The 17,866-nt window shown below is 71.6% G+C and carries 18 protein-coding genes; 11 read left to right on the top strand and 7 right to left on the bottom strand.

From position 1 onward, the window contains the following. Window positions 1–81 precede the first annotated feature (81 nt). Window positions 82–654: a cob(I)yrinic acid a,c-diamide adenosyltransferase gene (locus JOD65_RS18380; RefSeq protein WP_191195145.1), complete on the bottom strand. Its 573-nt coding sequence runs from the start codon at window positions 652–654 to the stop codon at window positions 82–84. A 132-nt stretch (window positions 655–786) separates the two neighbouring features. On the opposite strand from JOD65_RS18380, the gene JOD65_RS18375 reads away from it, so the two are divergent. The 6 genes from JOD65_RS18375 to JOD65_RS18350 all read left to right on the top strand — a co-directional run bounded on the left by JOD65_RS18375 (window position 787) and on the right by JOD65_RS18350 (window position 5,596). Beyond that, a complete protein-coding gene (locus tag JOD65_RS18375) occupies window positions 787–1,107 on the top strand; it encodes an STAS domain-containing protein (RefSeq protein WP_191195146.1) in 321 nt (106 codons plus the stop codon). Window positions 1,108–1,194: 87 nt separating this feature from the next. Further along, the gene (locus tag JOD65_RS18370) at window positions 1,195–3,225 is read left to right on the top strand and encodes an ethylmalonyl-CoA mutase (protein WP_191195147.1); all 2,031 of its coding nucleotides are present in this window, start codon (window positions 1,195–1,197) and stop codon (window positions 3,223–3,225) included. 31 nt (window positions 3,226–3,256) lie between these two features. Continuing rightward, window positions 3,257–3,496, top strand: a complete 240-nt coding sequence (locus JOD65_RS18365) for a hypothetical protein (RefSeq protein WP_191195533.1) — start codon at window positions 3,257–3,259, stop codon at window positions 3,494–3,496. 38 nt (window positions 3,497–3,534) lie between these two features. After that, a complete protein-coding gene (locus tag JOD65_RS18360) occupies window positions 3,535–4,065 on the top strand; it encodes a ferritin (RefSeq protein ID WP_191195148.1) in 531 nt (176 codons plus the stop codon). Between the two features lie 12 nt (window positions 4,066–4,077). Beyond that, window positions 4,078–4,992 (top strand): FAD-dependent oxidoreductase, encoded by a 915-nt coding sequence (locus JOD65_RS18355; RefSeq protein ID WP_191195149.1) that lies wholly within the window; start codon window positions 4,078–4,080, stop codon window positions 4,990–4,992. Further along, on the top strand, window positions 4,985–5,596 hold the full coding sequence (locus JOD65_RS18350) for a histidine phosphatase family protein (protein WP_191195150.1): 612 nt from the start codon (window positions 4,985–4,987) through the stop codon (window positions 5,594–5,596). The genes JOD65_RS18355 and JOD65_RS18350 overlap by 8 nt, the downstream gene beginning before the upstream one ends. Before the next feature lie 250 nt (window positions 5,597–5,846). Here the strand turns inward: JOD65_RS18350 and JOD65_RS18345 are convergent, their stop codons facing one another. Together JOD65_RS18345 and nucS are read right to left on the bottom strand one after the other, a co-directional pair. Further along, on the bottom strand, window positions 5,847–6,299 hold the full coding sequence (locus JOD65_RS18345; RefSeq protein WP_204811269.1) for a DUF952 domain-containing protein: 453 nt from the start codon (window positions 6,297–6,299) through the stop codon (window positions 5,847–5,849). A 178-nt stretch (window positions 6,300–6,477) separates the two neighbouring features. Next, window positions 6,478–7,200, bottom strand: a complete 723-nt coding sequence (nucS, locus tag JOD65_RS18340) for an endonuclease NucS (RefSeq protein WP_443678558.1) — start codon at window positions 7,198–7,200, stop codon at window positions 6,478–6,480. Here nucS and JOD65_RS18335 point away from each other — a divergent pair. Together JOD65_RS18335 and JOD65_RS18330 are read left to right on the top strand one after the other, a co-directional pair. Then, window positions 7,189–8,283: a GNAT family N-acetyltransferase gene (locus tag JOD65_RS18335; RefSeq protein ID WP_204811267.1), complete on the top strand. Its 1,095-nt coding sequence runs from the start codon at window positions 7,189–7,191 to the stop codon at window positions 8,281–8,283. The genes nucS and JOD65_RS18335 overlap by 12 nt on opposite strands. Before the next feature lie 46 nt (window positions 8,284–8,329). After that, entirely contained in the window at window positions 8,330–10,123 is a 1,794-nt protein-coding gene (locus tag JOD65_RS18330; protein WP_191195153.1) for a 3-hydroxyacyl-CoA dehydrogenase family protein, read from the top strand. Between the two features lie 38 nt (window positions 10,124–10,161). On the opposite strand, the gene JOD65_RS18325 is transcribed toward JOD65_RS18330, so the two are convergent. Together JOD65_RS18325 and JOD65_RS18320 are read right to left on the bottom strand one after the other, a co-directional pair. Further along, complete coding sequence (locus JOD65_RS18325) at window positions 10,162–10,623, bottom strand: VOC family protein (RefSeq protein ID WP_191195154.1); 462 nt, start codon at window positions 10,621–10,623, stop codon at window positions 10,162–10,164. A gap of 76 nt (window positions 10,624–10,699) precedes the next feature. Further along, window positions 10,700–13,123, bottom strand: a complete 2,424-nt coding sequence (locus JOD65_RS18320) for a helix-turn-helix domain-containing protein (RefSeq protein ID WP_191195155.1) — start codon at window positions 13,121–13,123, stop codon at window positions 10,700–10,702. A 237-nt stretch (window positions 13,124–13,360) separates the two neighbouring features. Between JOD65_RS18320 and JOD65_RS18315 the strand changes: the two genes are divergently transcribed. After that, complete coding sequence (locus JOD65_RS18315; protein ID WP_191195156.1) at window positions 13,361–14,131, top strand: hypothetical protein; 771 nt, start codon at window positions 13,361–13,363, stop codon at window positions 14,129–14,131. A 64-nt stretch (window positions 14,132–14,195) separates the two neighbouring features. Continuing rightward, complete coding sequence (locus tag JOD65_RS18310) at window positions 14,196–14,963, top strand: alpha/beta fold hydrolase (RefSeq protein ID WP_191195157.1); 768 nt, start codon at window positions 14,196–14,198, stop codon at window positions 14,961–14,963. Between the two features lie 12 nt (window positions 14,964–14,975). On the opposite strand, the gene JOD65_RS18305 is transcribed toward JOD65_RS18310, so the two are convergent. Further along, entirely contained in the window at window positions 14,976–15,512 is a 537-nt protein-coding gene (locus tag JOD65_RS18305) for a CGNR zinc finger domain-containing protein (RefSeq protein ID WP_191195158.1), read from the bottom strand. A gap of 38 nt (window positions 15,513–15,550) precedes the next feature. Between JOD65_RS18305 and JOD65_RS18300 the strand changes: the two genes are divergently transcribed. After that, complete coding sequence (locus JOD65_RS18300) at window positions 15,551–16,555, top strand: EamA family transporter (protein WP_307821252.1); 1,005 nt, start codon at window positions 15,551–15,553, stop codon at window positions 16,553–16,555. Here the strand turns inward: JOD65_RS18300 and JOD65_RS18295 are convergent. After that, entirely contained in the window at window positions 16,533–17,621 is a 1,089-nt protein-coding gene (locus tag JOD65_RS18295) for an AI-2E family transporter (protein WP_191195160.1), read from the bottom strand. The two genes, JOD65_RS18300 and JOD65_RS18295, sit on opposite strands and share 23 nt — an antisense overlap. Window positions 17,622–17,866 lie beyond the last annotated feature (245 nt).

The raw sequence follows: 17,866 nt of genomic DNA, 5'->3' as shown, positions 1-17,866 counted from the left end.
TCTCTCCTCGAACGTGTCGGTGGAAGGTCCGGATCATTGTCGCCGCAACGCGGTGAGCGCGCAGGCGATGCCACGGAAAGGTCAGCGTTCGCCGCCCGGCACCCACAGGACGTCGCCGTTCTCGCGGTTGGCGTGGCGGGCGAGGATGAAGAGCAGGTCCGAGAGGCGGTTGAGGTAGGTGATCGCGAGGACGTTCATGGTGTCCTCGTGCTCGGCCCACGCTGCCCACCCGGCCCGCTCGGCACGGCGTACGACGGTGCGCGCGACGTGGAGGTGGGCGGCCGCGGTCGTCCCGCCGTTGAGGATGAACGACCGCAGCGTCGGCAGCGCCTCGTTGTAGTGGTCGCACCAGGCCTCGAGCCGGTCGACGTAGTCCTGCTCGATCCGCAGCGGCGGGTACGCCGGGTCCGCGACGACCGGGGTGCAGAAGTCGGCACCGACGTCGAACAGGTCGTTCTGCACGCGGGTGAGGACCGTGACGACGTCGTCCTCGAGACCGCCGTGGGCGAGGGCGACGCCGATGTGGGCGTTGCCCTCGTCGACGCAGGCGTACGCCTCGAGGCGCAGGTCGGTCTTCGAGGTCTCGCTCATGTCGCCGAGCCGGGTGCGGCCGGCATCGCCGGTGCGGGTGTAGATGCGCGTCAGGTTGACCATGGCTCGAGCCTAGTCGCGGGGACGCGCCGAAAAGGTGAGGCATCGACGCAACCGAACGGGGTACAACTACGTCAGGAACAGTGACAGCGGTCACGGTCGGGCGTCGGGGGACGTCGGTGAGGAGCACACCGGATGGACATCGTCTCGGACATCGTCGCGGACGGGCACGTGATCGTGCTGCACGGGGACTTCGACGTGCGCAGCACGTGGGAGGTCCGCAACGCCATCTACGAGTGCATCGACGTCCACGACGACGACGTCGTCATCGACATGACCGACGTCTCCACGATCGACGCGACCGCCCTGCGCCTGCTCGCGGTGGCCACCCGCCACGCGTGGCTCGCCGGCCACCACCTGACCGTCCGCAACCCCGGCCCGGCCGTGCGCCGGATGGCGCACCTGACCCGGCTCGCCCATGCCATCGAGGTCGAGCGGGTGGCCGCGACCGCCTGAGCGTCGCTGCAGGTCGCCGCGGCTGAGGCATCCGTCACACGTCCGACCCGGTGACTGGCGGGTAACCGGCGTCCTACCCTGTCGAGCATGACCGAGACTGGTGTGCCGGACCGCCCCGCCAAGGACCGGCCCTGGGTGATGCGCACCTACGCCGGCCACTCCACGGCCGAGGCGTCCAACGCGCTCTACCGCACCAACCTGGCCAAGGGCCAGACCGGCCTCAGCGTCGCCTTCGACCTGCCGACGCAGACCGGCTACGACCCGGACAGCCCGCTGAGTCGCGGCGAGGTCGGCAAGGTCGGCGTACCGGTCCCGCACCTGGGCGAGATGCGCAAGCTCTTCCACGACATCCCGCTGACCGGGATGAACACCTCGATGACCATCAACGCGACGGCCATGTGGCTGCTCGCGATGTACCAGGTCGTGGCGGAGGAGCAGAACCCCGACCTCTCGCCCCACGAGGTCGCCCACCAGCTCGCCGGCACGACCCAGAACGACATCATCAAGGAGTACCTCTCCCGCGGGACGTACGTCTTCGGGCCCGAGGCCTCCCTGCGGCTGATCGCCGACATGATCGCCTACACGGTCCACGAGATCCCCACGTGGAACCCGATCAACATCTGCAGCTACCACCTGCAGGAGGCCGGCGCGACGCCCGTGCAGGAGCTCGCGTACGCAATGTGCACCGCGATCGCCGTGCTCGACCAGGTGAAGGGGTCCGGCCAGGTCTCCGACGACGACTTCGAGAAGGTCGTCGGCCGGATCTCGTTCTTCGTCAACGCGGGCGTCCGGTTCGTCGAGGAGACCTGCAAGATGCGGGCCTTCGTGCAGCTGTGGGACGAGATCACCCGAGAGCGCTACGGCGTGCAGGACCCGAAGATGCGCCGCTTCCGCTACGGCGTGCAGGTCAACTCGCTCGGCCTCACCGAAGCCCAGCCGGAGAACAACGTCCAGCGCATCGTGCTGGAGATGCTCGGGGTGACGCTGTCCAAGGACGCCCGCGCCCGGGCCGTGCAGCTGCCCGCCTGGAACGAGGCGCTCGGCCTGCCGAGGCCGTGGGACCAGCAGTGGTCGCTGCGCTTCCAGCAGGTGCTCGCGTTCGAGTCCGACCTGCTCGAGTACGACGACATCTTCGCCGGCAGCCACGTGATCGAGGTCAAGGTGGCCGAGCTGGTCGAGGGTGCCAAGGCCGAGATCGACCGCGTGCAGGCGATGGGCGGGGCGATCGCCGCCGTGGAGTCCGGCTACATGAAGCAGAACCTCGTCTCGGCGCACGCCGCCCGCCGGGCTCGCATCGAGTCCGGCGACGAGGTCATCGTCGGCGTCAACAGGTTCGAGACCACCGAGCCGTCCCCGCTGACCGCCGACCTCGACTCGGCCATCCAGGCCGCCGACCCCGAGGCCGAGCGAGCCGCCCTGGCCAGCCTCGAGGCGTGGAAGGCCCAGCGCGACGAGACCGAGGTCGCCGCGGCGCTAGCGGCGCTCGCCGAGGCCGCCAAGACCGACGCCAACCTGATGAAGCCGACCCTCGTCGCGGCCCGGGCGGGTGCGACGACGGGGGAGTGGGCCGGCACGCTGCGCGAGGTGTTCGGCGAGTTCCGGGCTCCCACCGGCGTCAGCGGCGCCGTCGGTGTCGCCGAGGCCGGCGCCGAGCTGACCGCCGTCCGTGACCGGGTGCGGGCGACCGCCGATGAGCTGGGCGGCCGGCTGCGGGTGCTGGTCGGCAAGCCGGGGCTCGACGGTCACTCCAACGGCGCCGAGCAGGTCGCCGTGCGTGCGCGCGACGCGGGGTTCGAGGTGATCTACCAGGGGATCCGGCTCACGCCCGACCAGATCGTCGCGGCGGCCGTGGCCGAGGACGTGCACCTCGTCGGGCTCTCGATCCTCTCCGGCTCCCACATGGAGCTGGTGCCCGACGTGCTCGACGGGCTCGCGGCCGCGGGGCTCGGCGACCTCCCGGTCATCGTGGGCGGCATCATCCCGGCCTCCGACGCCCGGGCACTGATCGAGCGCGGGGTGGCGGCGGTCTACACCCCCAAGGACTTCGGCCTGACCGGGATCATGGGTGGCTTCGTGGACGTGATCCGCGCGGCCCACGGGTTGGACGACGATAGGTAAGGCTGCCCTTACCCTCTGCTACCCTCCCGGCGTGGGCAAGCAGGACAAGAAGCACAAGAAGGCACGGGCCAAGGTCGAGACCTCGGTCCAGCTGACGATGCGCAAGCTCCCCAAGACCGAGTGCTGCGTGTCGAAGAAGCGCTGCCAGCGCTGCCCCCTGCGCATGCTCAAGGAGGGCACCCTGCCCGTCGGCTACACCGTCCACAAGCGCAAGCTGGTGCGACTCGATGGCAAGAAGGTCACCAAGAAGAAGCTTGCCAAGGCAGCCTGACCCGAGCCTGACCCGTCCCCCCAGACAGAGGAGCCCACGTGCCCGCGACCCGCTTCGCCGCGCAGCTCAACGCCCAGATCGGCAACGAGCTCGCCGCCCACAACCAGTACCTCGCCTGCGCCATCTACTACGACGCGCTGACCATGCCCCGCATGGCGGCGTTCTTCTACGGGCAGGCGCTCGAGGAGCGCGGGCACGCCATGATGATGGTCCAGTACCTCGTCGACACCGATGCCGAGGTCGTCATCCCGGCCGTCGACGCGCCGACCTCCACCTTCGCCGACCTCGTCGCACCGGTCGAGCTGGCGCTGGCCCAGGAGCGCACGGTCACCGACCAGATCAACGGCCTGCTGCGCATCGCGCGCGAGGAGGGCGACTTCGCCTCCGAGCAGTTCATGCAGTGGTTCATCAAGGAGCAGGTCGAGGAGGTCGCGACCATGAGCGACCTGCTGGCGGTCGCGACGCGCAACCGCGACGACATCGAGGACATCGAGGAGTACGTCGCCCGTGAGCACGGCGGCGAGGGGGACGACCCGACCGCGCCGCGTCAGGCCGGCGCCGGGGGCTGACAGACTGCCGCCATGGGGCGTGTGATCGTCGTCGGGGCCGGGGTCGTCGGACTCACCTGTGCGGTGCGGCTGCTCGAGGCCGGGCACCGCGTGGACGTCGTCGCGCGCGACCTCCCGCTCGAGACGACGTCGGTGGTCGCAGCCGCGCTGTGGTCGCCGTACGTCAACGAGCAGGAGCACGTGCTGCGCTGGTCGCGCCGCGCGTACGACGTCTACGCCGGGCTGGCGGCCGACCACGACACGGGCGTGGTGCTGAGTGAGGGCACGGAGGTGTTCCGCGAGGAGTCGCCGCCGCCCTGGTGGTACGAGGCGCTGCCCACCGGCGCCGGCCCGGACCGCGAGACCCGGTTGCCGCCCGGCTTCGCCGCGGGCTGGACGATGACCTGCCCGGTCATCGAGATGTCGGTCTACCTGCGCTGGCTCGTCGCACGTGTGGAGGACCTGGGCGGGACGGTCACCCGGATGAACCTCTCCAGCCTGCCCACCGACAGCGGTGCGCTCGTGGTCAACGCCAGCGGCATCGGGGCCAAGCACCTCGCCTCGGACCCGACCGTCGGACCGGTGCGCGGCCAGGTCATGCTCGTCGAGCAGGTCGGGCTCGAGCGGTGGGTGCTCGACAGCGACGCGCCGACCTACGTCATCCCGCGCAGCCGCGACGTCGTGGTGGGAGGCACCCACGAGACGGGGGAGTGGAGCCGGACCGTGGAGTCGGCCACCGCCGCGTCCATCCTGGAGCGCGCGACCGCGCTGGTCCCGGAGATCGCCGGTGCCCGGGTCCTCCGGCACAAGGTGGGGCTGCGCCCGGCGCGCCCGACGGTCCGGCTCGAGCGCGTCGGCGACGTGGTGCACTGCTACGGCCACGGCGGGTGTGGGGTCACCGTCAGCTGGGGCTGCGCCGACGACGTGGTTGGCTTGGTCGATGGGTGACCTTCAATGTTCCGCGCGGGTCTTCGTCGCGCGTCACGGTGCGGCCGACTACGAGAGCGAGCTCCTCAGTGACGCGGGCGGCTGGTTGAGCCCGCTCGGCCGCCGGCAGTCGCACGACCTGGCCGACCACGTGCACCGTGAGCGGGTCGCCCGGGTGTGGACCAGCGACCTCTCGCGTGCCGTCCAGACCGGGGAGATCGTCGCCGCCCGGACCGGCGTCGACGTCACCGTCCGCACCGGCCTGCGTGAGTTCGGCGTCGGCGACGCCGCCGGTACGACGGGTGACCCCGACCCCTTCGCGCCCACGTTCGCCGCGTGGCTCGGCGGCGACCTGTCCGCCCGGATCCCCGGGGGCGAGAGCGGGCTGGAGGTGGTGGCCCGCTACGAGGCCGTCCTCGAGGAGGTCGCCGACGCGCACCGGGGCGAGTCGGTGCTGGTGGTCAGCCACGGTGGGGTGATGTCCATGGTGCTTCCCCGGCTGGCCCGCAACCTCGCGCCCGACCACACCCGCGACCTCCCGCTGCCCAACTGCGGCGTGGTCGCGCTCGAGGCCGACGCCGACGGCTGGGTGGCCCGCTCGTGGGCGGGCCGGCCGCTCGCCTGACCCGGCGGCGTGCGCGCGGCAGCCGGCCAGCGTAGGCAGTTCGGCGGGCTCCACGCCGCAGTCACGCTTGCCTGACCCGACCGGCCTTCGAACTGCCTACGTTGTGCCTCGCTCCCGAGGATGCACCGTGAAGGCAGTTCAGGCGCGCGTCCGCCGATCCCACGCTCGACCGACGCCTCGGGGCCACGAACTGCCTGCATGGTGTCCGCCTCCGCGCGTACGGGGTCGGCTTTCGGATGTTCGACGAAGGTCAGCGCGTCACGCCGACGGCCCACAGCAGCACCGCGAGGGCGAGCATCGCGGCCAGCGCCAGCGCCATGCGTACGGCCATCCCCTTCATCCACATCGACATGAGCGTCTCGCTGCGGCCACGACGGTCGAGCGGCGTCACCTCGAGGACGGCCCCGCGGTCGATCGGCCCGTAGACGTGGGGATAGGTGTCGTCCCCGACGGGCTCGACCCGCACCTCCGCGTCCGTCAGCCGCGTCGGATCGATGGTGAGCAGCACGAGGTGCTCGCCGGCGCCGCGGTAGTAGCGGTCGAACACGCCCTGCACCTGGTCGCGCCGGCTGGCGTGGATGAACCCCTCCTCATCGAGGCTGCGCCCGATGGTCGAGGTGGTGTAGGTCCCGCTCTCCAGCGTCCGCCGCCAGTCCGCGGCCGTGGCGATGTGGAAGATGCGGTCAGGCGGGCTCGGTGTCACCGTGCGAGGGTAGCGACGTGACTGACCCGGGAGCGTCCAGCGGGCCGCACGCGGTCTGGACTCCGCCGCCCACACGCCCGGGGTGAGAGCGTGGAAGATCCGAGTCATCTGGTGACTCGGATCCTCCACGATGTCAGCGCGACGTCCGGACATCCGGCAGGTCGCGGGCTGCGCGGGGCTAGAAGAGCCGGTGCTCGGCGTCGTCCATCCCGCGGAGGGCGTCGTAGTCGACGAGGGCGCAGGCGATGCCGCGGTCGGTGGCGAGCACACGGGCCTGGGGCTTGATCTCCTGGGCGGCGTAGATGCCGCGCACGGGTCCCTTGCTGGTGAGCATCGGGTCGCGGTTGAGGAGCTCGAGGTAGCGCGTGAGCTGCTCGACGCCGTCGATCTCGCCACGCCGCTTGATCTCGACGGCGACGGACAGGCCCTCGGCGTCGCGGCACATGAGGTCGACGGGACCGATGGCGGTCATGAACTCGCGGCGGACCAGGGTGAGGCCGTCGGCGAGAGTGGCGGGATGCTCGGCGAGCAGCTCCTGGAGGTGCTTCTCCACGCCGTCCTTCTGCAGGCCCGGGTCGACGCCGAGGTCGTGCGAGGAGTCGTGCAGCACCTCCTCGAGGAGGATCCGCAGGGTGTCGTCGGACTTGGTCGCGGTCACCAGCCACTCGGCCTGACCGTCCTCGGAGACGCCCTCGCGGACGGTGCACGGGGGCGACATCCAGTTGAGCGGCTTGTAGGAGCCGCCGTCGGAGTGGATCAGCACCGACCCGTCCGACTTGAGCATCAGGACGCGGGTGGCGAGCGGGAGGTGGGCCGAGAGACGTCCGGCGTAGTCCACCTGGCAGCGTGCGACGACGATCCTCACGACGGGCGAATCTACAGTGACCCCGTGACCGACCACGCAGTGCGCCCCGCACGGGCGCGCGACCTGCCCCTGCTCGCCGCGATCGAGGACGCCGGCCTGCCGATGTTCGAGGCGGTGCTCGGCGACCTGACCGGTGACGCGCTCGCATCGCCGGCGACCAGTGGCCGCGAGCGGGCCGCCGGGCCGGGGTTCATCCTCGTCGCCGGTGACCCCGCGGTCGGCTTCGCCCACGTGCGCGACCTCGAGTCGCACGCCCACCTCGACCAGATCTCCGTGCACCCCGACCACGGCCGGCGCGGCCTCGGCACGGCGCTGCTGGAGGCGGCGGCGGAGCGGGCCGCGCTCAAGGGGCACGGGTCGCTCACCCTGACGACCTACGCCGACCTGCCCTGGAACGCACCCTTCTACGCCCGCCACGGCTTCGTCGAGGTCGCCGCCGACGAGCCGATGACCGGAACCCAGGTCGCGATCTCGGACAACGAGGAGCGGCTCGGACTCGGTCGTCACGGCCGACGCATCTGGATGCGTCGCGTCCTGCGCTCGCACCGCACCGCAGGCGAGCTCGCGGCGTTCCTCCCGAGGATCGACGCCTCGCCCCAGGACGTCGGCGTCCTCCGCGCCGTCGTACGCCGCCCGGCACCGGGGGCGCGCGAGGTGCTGGACGTCGGCCACCTCGACGTCCGCGAGGGCCTGGTCGGCGACACGTGGGCCGAGCGGGGGAGTCGTCGCATGCCGGACGGCTCGCCCCACCCCGACATGCAGCTCAACCTGATGAACCACCGCCTCGTCGAGCTCCTCGCCCAGGACCCGGACCGGGAGCAGCTGGCCGGCGACCAGATGTTCGTCGACCTCGACCTCTCCCACGACAACCTGCCCGCCTGGAGCGAGCTCCACATCGGTGGGCCCGACGGCGCTGTCATCGTGGTCACCGACCAGCCGCACAACGGGTGCGGCAAGTTCATCGCCCGCTTCGGCAAGGACGCCCTGGCCTTCGTCAACGGACCCGAGGGCAAGCCGCGCCGGCTGCGTGGGCTGTGCGCCAAGGTGGTGCGCCCAGGCCCGGTCCGACCGGGCGACGAGGTGCGCGTCGTACGCCCACCGGGCCGACCAGGAGAGTGACGGTTGCCACACTCTGCTCGGCTGAACGGCGTGGGAGCATGCGTCCATGACTGACACGGCTACAGCTACGTTCACCTCCGTCGGCGTCATCGGCCTCGGCACCATGGGCGCCGGCATCGCCGAGGTGTTCGCGCGCAACGGCTACTCGGTCATCGGGGTCGAGGTCAGCGACGCGGCCGTCCAGCGCGGACGCGAGCACCTCGAGCACTCCACGGGTCGGGCGGTCAAGCGCGAGAAGATGACGCAGGAGGCCGCCGACGAGCTCCTCGGCCGCATCACGCTGACGACGGAGATGGAGGACCTCGCCGACGCCGACCTGGTGGTCGAGGCCGTCGTCGAGTCGCTCGAGGTCAAGAAGTCGATCTTCCGGAGGCTGGACGGCATCGTCCGTCCTGACGCCGTCCTGGCGACCAACACGTCCTCGCTGAGCGTCACCGAGATCTCCACAGCCAACTCGAGCCCCGGCCGGGTGGTGGGCGTCCACTTCTTCAACCCGGCGCCCGTGCAGAACCTCGTCGAGATCATCCGCACGGTCGTCACCGAGCCCGACGTCCTCGCCGACGTGGTGACGCTGCTCCGCGACCTGGGCAAGAACCCGGTCGTCTGCGGCGACAAGGCCGGCTTCATCGCCAACACGCTCCTCTTCGGCTACCTCAACCACGCGGTCGCGATGTACGAGGGCAAGTACGCCTCGCGCGAGGACATCGATGCCGCCATGCGCTTCGGCTGCGGCTACCCGATGGGCCCGCTGGCGCTCCTCGACCTGATCGGTCTCGACACCGCCTACGAGATCCTCGACACGATGTACAAGCAGGGCCGCGACCGGCTGCACGCACCAGCGCCGATCCTCAAGCAGTACGTCACCGCGGGCCTGCTCGGCCGCAAGTCCGGACGCGGCTTCTACACCTACGAGGCGCCCGACAGCCCGGTGGTGGTCGACGACGCGCACACCCCGAGCGCCGACGACAAGCCGCAACTGGGGCACGACATCCGGCTGGTCGGCGTCGTCGGCACCGGGACGATGGCCTCCGGCATCGTCGAGGTCTTCGCCAAGGCCGGCTACGACGTGCTCTTCACCGGTCGCGGCCAGGACAAGGTCGACGGTGTCGTCACCGCCATCACGAAGAACTTCGACAAGCAGATCCAGCGCGGCCGTGCCACCGAGGAGCAGAAGACCGACGTGCTCGGCCGGGTGCGCGGCACCACGTCGCTCGACGACCTCAAGGACGTCGACCTCGTCGTCGAGGCGATCGCCGAGGACCTCGCCATCAAGACGACGCTCTTCGAGAACCTCGACGAGATCTGCAAGCCCGGCGCCATCCTGGCGACGACCACCTCCTCGCTGCCGATCATCTCGATGGCGAAGGTGACCAAGCGTCCGCAGGACGTCATCGGCATGCACTTCTTCAACCCTGCCGCGGTCATGAAGCTCGTCGAGGTCGTGTCCACCGTCGCCACCGACGAGGCAGTGACCGAGACCGTCCTCGCGCTGTGCGAGAAGGTCGGCAAGGTGGCGGTGCGGTGCGGCGACCGCTCGGGCTTCATCGTCAACGCGCTGCTCTTCCCCTACCTCAACGACGCGGTGAAGATGCTCGAGGCGCACTACGCCACCGCCGACGACATCGACACGGCCATGAAGCAGGGCTGCGCGCTCCCGATGGGTCCGTTCGAGCTGCTCGACGTGGTGGGCAACGACGTGTCGCTGGCGATCCAGCGCGAGCTCTACCTCGAGTTCCGCGAGCCCGGCTTCGCGCCGGCCCCGCTCCTCGAGCACCTCGTCACGGCCGGCTACCTCGGCCGCAAGACCGGTCGCGGCTTCCGCGACTACAGCGCGCGATAGGCGTCAACGCGCCGACCTGGTGCCTCGGTCCGCGCTGGTCAATCAAGGCAGAACTCGTTGCCCTCCGGGTCGGTCATCACGATGTGCCCCGCCGTCATCGGCGGCGCGGGTTCGTGCCGCTCCACCCGTGTCGCACCGAGGCCGACGAGGCGATCGCTCTCGGCCTCCAGCGCCGCCATCCGCTCGTCGCCGTCGAGCCCGGGCGCGGCCCTGAGGTCGAGGTGGACGCGGTTCTTCGCCGTCTTGCCCTCGGGCACCTGCTGGAAGAACAACCGGGGCCCGTCGCCGTCGGGGTCCTGCGCCGCGGACGCGGAGTTCCACTGCGACTCCGGGACGCCGACCTCACGGAGGAAGTCGTGCCAGGCGTCGAAGGGGTCCTGGCCCGGCGCGAGCTCACGTCCGGGTGGCGGCGGGTTGACGTAGCCCATCGCGTCGGCCCAGAAGCGGGAGAGGGCCTCGGGGTCGTGGGCGTCGAAGGTCACCTGGATGGTTCGGCTCATGCTGGTCATCCTGCCGCGCGCCACCGACATCGGCCATCGTCGCTCGAGCCCGGCAGCGCCTCCGGGCCGCGAGCGGTCAGCGGTTGTCGACGACGAGCGCCGCGAGGCGGGCGCGCGTGTTGATGTCGAGCTTGCGGTAGATGTGGGTGAGGTGCGCGTCGACGGTGCGCGGGGAGACGTAGAGCTCCTCGGCGATCTGGCGGCTCGTCAGTCCGTGCGCCACCCGCTCGGCGACCTGGCGCTCCGCGGCCGTGAGCGCGTCGAGCACCGACGGTCGGGCGGAGGCGGTCCGGTTGAAGACTGCCGTGACGAGCGCGACCGCATCGGCGGACAGGTCGTCACCGTCGAGCCACTCCTCGGGTGCCCGCGCGGCCGGCAGCACGTCGTAGTCGGCGGAGTAGCCCCAGCGCGCCGCCTTGCGCGGCGTGCGGAGCGCGAAGGCTGCCGCGGCCAGCGACCGCGCCTCGGAGAGGTCGCGCGCCCGCGCCACCCCGGCGAGGCCGTCGAGCACGTCGGCGGCGCGCAGCGGCAGGCGCATGGTGCTGCAGTGGTCGAGGGCGGTGAGGTAGGTCGTCGTGGCCTGGTCGAGATCTCCGAGATCCACCAGCGCGCGGCCGAGGAGTAGGCGGGCGTCGACCCCGTCACGGCCCAGGCGCGCGGAGTCGGCCAGTGCCACCACGTCGGCGGCGAGTCCTGCGGCCCGCTTGGCGTCGCCCTTGGCCAGCAGGTCGCGCCCGTCCTGGGCGAGGACGGGGAGACGAACGGCCCAGGGCAGCGTCTCCCGTACGACGTCGGTGGGCACCCACGTCGGGTCGAGGTTGCGCAGGAGCGTCTCGGCGAGCAGCCCGACCCGGTCCTCCGCGAGCTCGCGTGCCTCGACGACGACGGCCCGGGTGCCGGCGACGGCCTCGGCGATGCGGCCCTGCTCGAGGGCGATCCGGGCCAGGACGGTGCGCAGCGACAGGTCGATCCAGCGCTCGTCCCCGGTGATGCGGGCGGGCATCGCGGCGACGGCAGCCTCCGTGGCCTCGGCGAAACGGCCCTGCGAGGCGTAGAGGTCGGCCAGCGTGCGGGTGGCCTGGCGGGTGATCGAGCCGTCGGGGTCGAGGTCGATCGCGCGCCGGGCCTCGGCCTCGGCGCTGGCCAGGTCGCCGGCGTCGAGGTGCATCTCGGCCCGGATGGACGCGGTCTTGGAGAGCTGCTCCTCGGGGATGGGCGCGGAGGAGGCGTGCTCGTCGGAGCGCGCGAGGAGCCAGAGCCCCTCGTAGGTCCCGCGCATCTCGGAGGCGGCGATTCCGGCCCGTCGGGCGATCTGGGCCCCCATGGCGGGCGGTCCGTCCCCGCTGGCCAGGGCGCCCTCGAGGATCTCGACGGCCTCGCGGGCGCGCATGGAGGTGTAGAGGGAGGAGAAGATGCGGTTGGCCACCGAGTAGCCGTCCGCGCGCGTCTCGGGCTCTGCGCAGGCCGTCAGGACTGCGTGGCGCATGGCGGGCAGGTCACCGAGCCACTCGGCGTCGGCCGCGCCGTAGTTGTCGTGGGCCGGCGCGTGGGTCTCGGCCCAGGCGAGCAGCCCGGCCCGGACCGCTGCCACGTCGTCGGGGCGGGCCAGGGCGCGCGCCCGGCCGCGGATCGGCGACAGCATGTCGAAGTGGCCTCGTGCGTCGACCTCGAGCAGGCTGCGGCGCACCAGGTTGCCGGCGAGCTCGGCGGTCTCCGGGACGGACGCGTCCAGCACGTGCGCCAGCACCCCGAGGCCGACGTGGAAGTCGAGCAGCCCGATGCGGCGCAGGGCGGCGGCACTGGCCTCGTCGAGGAGGTCGTGGGCCGAGTCCACCGCCTGGTCGAGGCTGACCGCGGACATCGCGTTGCTGAGCCCGACGAGCGCGGACTGCACGGCGACCTGCTCGATCAGCAGCGGCAGTCCACCGGTAGCGCGCAGCAGGCGACGTACCTCGTGCGCCTGCTCCGTCAGGTCGACCTGCTGTCCACCGGCGGCGCGGATGCGGCGGAGGAACAGCTCGACGGCAGGGCCCTCGAGAGGGGCGAGCTGGCCGGGCACCGGCAGCGGTCCGACGCGGACGACGGACTCGGCCGGCTGGCCGGCGGTCGTCAGCGCCGTCACCACCACGCGTGCGTCGCTGGTCGCTTCGAGCACCGCCTGGAGGACCGGACCGGCCTCCGTCGTGTCGAGGTCGAGGCCGTCGAGGACGAGCAGGCACTCACGCCCGTCGACCGCGCGGCCGAGGGCACCCGTCAGCGAGTCGCCCGGTGCCGTCTCCGACTCGAGGCTCTCCAGTGCCGCGACGAGCACGTCGTCGATCGTGCGGAGGTTGCGGGCGTCGACCCACGAGGCGGCCGCGGTCGCGGCTGCAGCGACGTGGCGCACGAGCAGCGTCTTGCCGCTGCCGGGCGGGCCCACGACGGTGACCCACCGCGACTCCTGCAACGCCTCGTGCAGCGCTCGCTGCACGTCCTCACGACCGAGACAGGGGGACAGCACGACACGAACCTATCGCTCCTACGCACCTGAGTTACGTAGGACTACGGATGCCGGGACAGGACGGTCCGCGGGAGTCTTCTCGTACGCCGAGGGCATCGAGGCCGCGCGAGGGGATGGCCCCGCTGCCCACCGGCCGCTTGTCGGAGCAGGTCGCACATCGTCGGGGGTCGATGGGCGGCCTGCTCTTGCAGGGTTCCGAGCCGGCACGACCTTGCCGCCGATGCGTACTCTGGGGCCATGGAACTCGTGCTCCTTCTGCTCGTGATCGGCGGGCTCGTGGCGGTCGCCGTCACTGCCGGCAAGACGGGCAAGAGGCGTGAGCTGGCGCGCGCCGAGTCCGAGGTCGCCCCGGTGAAGAAGCTCGCCGAGGAGGACGTGACCGCCCTCGGTGTGGAGCTGCAGGACCTCGACATCGAGCTGGCCGGACACCCGCTCGACGCGGGCGCGAACGCCGACTACCAGCGCGCCCTCGACTCCTACGAGTCGGCCAAGGTCGCCGCCGCGGCGCTCAACAAGCCCGAAGAGGTCAAGCACGTCACCGAGATCCTCGAGGACGGCCGCTACGCGATGGCGTGCGTGCGCGCCAGGGTCGCGGGGGAGCCGCTGCCGCAGCGCCGCCCGCCGTGCTTCTTCGACCCGCGCCACGGCATGTCCGTCGCCGACGTCCCGTGGACCCCGCCGGGCGGCGCGCAGCGCGAGGTCCCGGCGTGCGCGCTCGACGCCGAGCGCGTGCGTGCCGGCGCCGAGCCCGACATCCGCAAGGTCATGGTCGGCTCGCGCCGCGTGCCCTACTGGCAGGGCGGCCGGGCCTACCAGCCCTACGCGCAGGGCTACTTCGGTGCCTTCTCGCCGATGGACTGGATGTTCATGGGCATGCTCTTCGGTGGCGGGTTCGACGGTCTCGGCGAGGGCATCGGGGCGATCGGCGAGGGCATCGGCGACATGTTCGGTGGCATCGGTGACGGCATCGGCGGCATGTTCGACGGGTTCGACGGCTTCGACTTCTGAGCCCGGGAGGGCGGCTCGACGGGTCGGTGGCCGCCACCTGACCCGGCTGCGGGAGGATGGCCGGGTGAGCCTGCACCGCACCGAGCTCGGTGACTCCGGTCCCCGCGTCGTCTTCTGCCACGGACTCTTCGGCCAGGGCAAGAACTGGACGCAGGCCGCCAAGGCCCTCAGTGCCGACCACCGGGTGCTCCTCCTCGACATGCCCAACCACGGCCGCTCGCCCTGGACCGAGACCTTCGACTTCCTCGAGCTGGCCGACCTGGTCGCCGCCGAGATCGGCGACGAGCCGGTCGCGCTCGTCGGGCACTCCATGGGCGGCAAGATCGCGATGTGCCTCGCCCTTCGGCACCCGGAGCTGGTCGAGCGGCTGGCCGTGGTCGACATCGCCCCCGTGGTGTACGACAGCGGGCGGGAGTTCGTCGGCTACATCGAGACGATGCGGGCTCTCGACCTCGAGGCGCTGGAGAGCCGCGGGCAGGCGGAGGCGGCCCTGGAGGAGGCGGTGCCCAACCGCGTGGTGCGCAGCTTCCTGCTGCAGAACCTCAGGCGCACCGACGACGGCTGGCACTGGCAGATGAACCTCGACCTGCTCGGGGAGCACATGGCCGAGCTGGTCGGCTGGCCGGGCGAGCGCCTGGGTGACGCGTCGTACGACGGCCCGGTGCTGTGGGTCGGGGGCGCCCGCTCCGACTACATCTCCGACGACCACGCCGGTGAGATGGACCGCCGGTTCCCGCGCAACCGGCGGGTGCTCGTCAAGGGGGCCGGTCACTGGGTCCACTCCGAGCAGCCGGACGTGTTCCTCGAGGTGCTCAGGCGCTTCCTGCCCTGAGGACAGCCGTCCTCAGGTCCGCTGGCGCGCCCGGTAGGCCGCGACGGCCTCCCGGTTGCCGCACGTGGTGGAGCAGTAGCGCCGCGAGCGGTTGCGCGACAGGTCGAGCACGACGTCGTCGCAGTCGTCGGCCGCGCACGTGTCGAGGCGCGACATCTCGTCGGCGCGGATGACGTCGACCATCGCCATCGCCGTCTCCACCACGACCCGCTCGTCGAGCGGGCGATCGGGGTCGACGGCGTGGAGGTGCCAGTCCCAGTGGTCGTGGCGCTGCAGCTGGGGGAGGGCCTTGGCGCGGGCGAGCATGTCGTTGACGATGCCCGCCGCCTCGTCGCGCTCGGCCAGCAGCAGGGACCTCAGTGCGGGACGCAACCGGCGTACGGACTCCAGCTCGTCGGGTGTCGCGTCGTGCCGACCCGTGTAGGGCCACGAGGCGAGGAACGCCGACAGGTCGTCGACCGAGCCGAGGGGTGCCCCCGGCTCGTCGGTGGAGTTGACCAGCGCGACGGCTGCCTGCAGCGACGCGTCCGTGTCATCCGTGAAAAGCATGTTGACACATTACAGGAGTCGCGCATAACGTCATGACCGTGACGGCTTTGACTCATGACAGCGCACGGTCGCGGACCACCACCGGCCTGGCCCTGGCGGTCGCGTCGGCCGCGTCCTTCGGACTGTCCGGCGTGCTGGCCCGCGGGCTCCTCGACACGGGCTGGAGCGCCGGGGCGACGGTGGCGCTGCGCATCGCGATCGCGGCCGCAGTGCTGGTCGTCCCGGGGATCCTCGCGGTGCGCGGGCGCTGGCACCTGCTGCGCGCCAACGCCGGGCTGATCACGGTCTACGGCATCGCGGCCGTCGCCGGCGCCCAGCTCTGCTACTTCTACGCCGTCACCTACATGCAGGTCAGCGTCGCGCTGCTGCTGGAGTACACCGCCCCGGTCGCCGTCGTCGTGTGGCTGTGGCTGCGCCACGGCCACCGCCCCTCGGGCACGACGCTGCTGGGCGCTGCCATCGCCGCCGGTGGCCTGGTGCTCGTGCTCGACGTCGTCTCGGGCGCGGAGCTCAGCGTCGTCGGCGTCCTGTGGGCCCTCGGCGCCATGGTCGGGGCCGCGACCTACTTCATCATCTCCGCCGACGAGGACAACGGGCTCCCGGGCATCACGCTCGCCGCCGGCGGCCTCCTGGTCGGCGGGGCCGTGCTGCTCCTCGCGGGCCTCAGCGGCGTGCTGCCGTTCCACGCCTCGACCGCCGACGCGGTCTACGACGGGCGGTCCGTCGCGTGGTGGATCCCGGTCGTCGCGCTCGGCCTGGTGACCGCCGCCTTCTCCTACGTGACCGGGATCGCCGCCGGACGCCGGCTCGGCAGCCGGTTGGCGTCCTTCGTCGCGCTCGGCGAGGTCCTCGCCGCGGTCATCTGGGCGTGGCTGCTGCTCGGCGAGCTGCCCCGCCCCGTCCAGCTGGCCGGCGGCCTGCTGGTGCTCGCCGGCGTCGTCGTGGTCAAGCTGGGCGAGTCCCGAGCGCCGCTCATGGTCGAGCCGCTGCCGGAGCCCGAGCGCGACCCGGAGCGCGACCTCAGCGGGCGTCCTGCCGCGTGAGGACGACCTCGCGGTGGAGCAGCAGCAGGGCCGCGGCGACTGGAACGGCCAGCAGGGCGCCGACGATGCCCATGAGCGATCCGCCCACGAGTGCGGCCACCACCGTCACCGAACCCGGGATGTCGACGGACTTCTTCATGATCCGCGGGTAGATGAGGTAGGACTCCACCTGCTGGTAGGCGACGTAGTAGATCAGCGCCACCAGCGCGACCGTCGGGGAGACCGTCAGCGCCAGGAGCGTCATGAGCGCTCCTGACACGAAGGCGCCGACGACCGGGATGAGGGAGAAGAGCCCGACGACGAACGCGAGCGCGAAGGCGTAGTCACCCAGCCCGACGATGAACGAGAAGATCAGCGTGCTCAGGCCCGCGCACAGCGCGACGAGGAACGCACCGGCCACGTAGGCGCCGGTGGAGCGGATGATCTTGTCGCCCAGCTCGCTGACCCGGGGCCGCTTCGATGCGGGCGCGAGGGAGTAGCCGGCGTGCTTGATGCTGGGGAGCGAGGCGAGGAAGTAGATCATCAGCACGATCACGATCAGGCTGTTGGCCACGGCGGAGAGCACCTTGAGCCCGACGCCGAGCGCGCCGCCGAAGACCCTCTCGCCGAAGTCGCCGTTCTGGATGTAGTCGCGCGCCTTGGCGATGACGTCGTACTTGGCGTCGAGCTGCTGCACCTGGGCGTTCGACTCCAGGTCGTCGAGCCAGCCGGGAGCGTTGCGCGTGATGGCCGCGATCTGCTCGCTGATCACCGGCGCGATCGCCACGACGAACAGCGCGAGGACACTGATCACCACGACGAGCACCAGCAGCACCGACAGCCCGCGCCGCAGGCCGCGGCGCATGAAGAACTCCACGGTTGGGTTGAGGCCGATGGCGAGGAACATCGACATCACGAGCAGGACCAGGACCGAGGAGATGCTGAGCAGCTGCTCGGTCAGGAAGATCGCGATCAGCGCGCCGAGGGCACCGAAGAAGCCGATGTTGAAGGGTGAGTGCCGCAACAGCACCGGTGCCGGCGCGGCCTTGGTCGGCACGTAGGGGGCAGGCGCGTCCTCGTCGACCACGAGGTCGGTCGCGTCGTCGATGTGCTCGGCGATGACCTCGGCCGACTGTGCCGAGTCCTGAGCCGACTGCTCTGCCGCGTCGGCGGCGGCCTCGGCCCGATCGGCGTCGTCGGAGACCTGGTCGGCGACCTCCCCGAGCGCTTCGGGGAGCTCGGCCGGGTCGTCAGCGGCCTCGCGCAGCGCGACGGTCGCGTCCGATCCGGACGGTCGCTCCTCCGAGCTGCCGGGGCCGGAGGTGACGAGAT

Source organism: Nocardioides cavernae, assembly GCF_016907475.1.
GTDB classification, from domain to species: domain Bacteria; phylum Actinomycetota; class Actinomycetes; order Propionibacteriales; family Nocardioidaceae; genus Nocardioides; species Nocardioides cavernae.
This window is presented reverse-complemented; position numbering and strand designations above follow the sequence as displayed.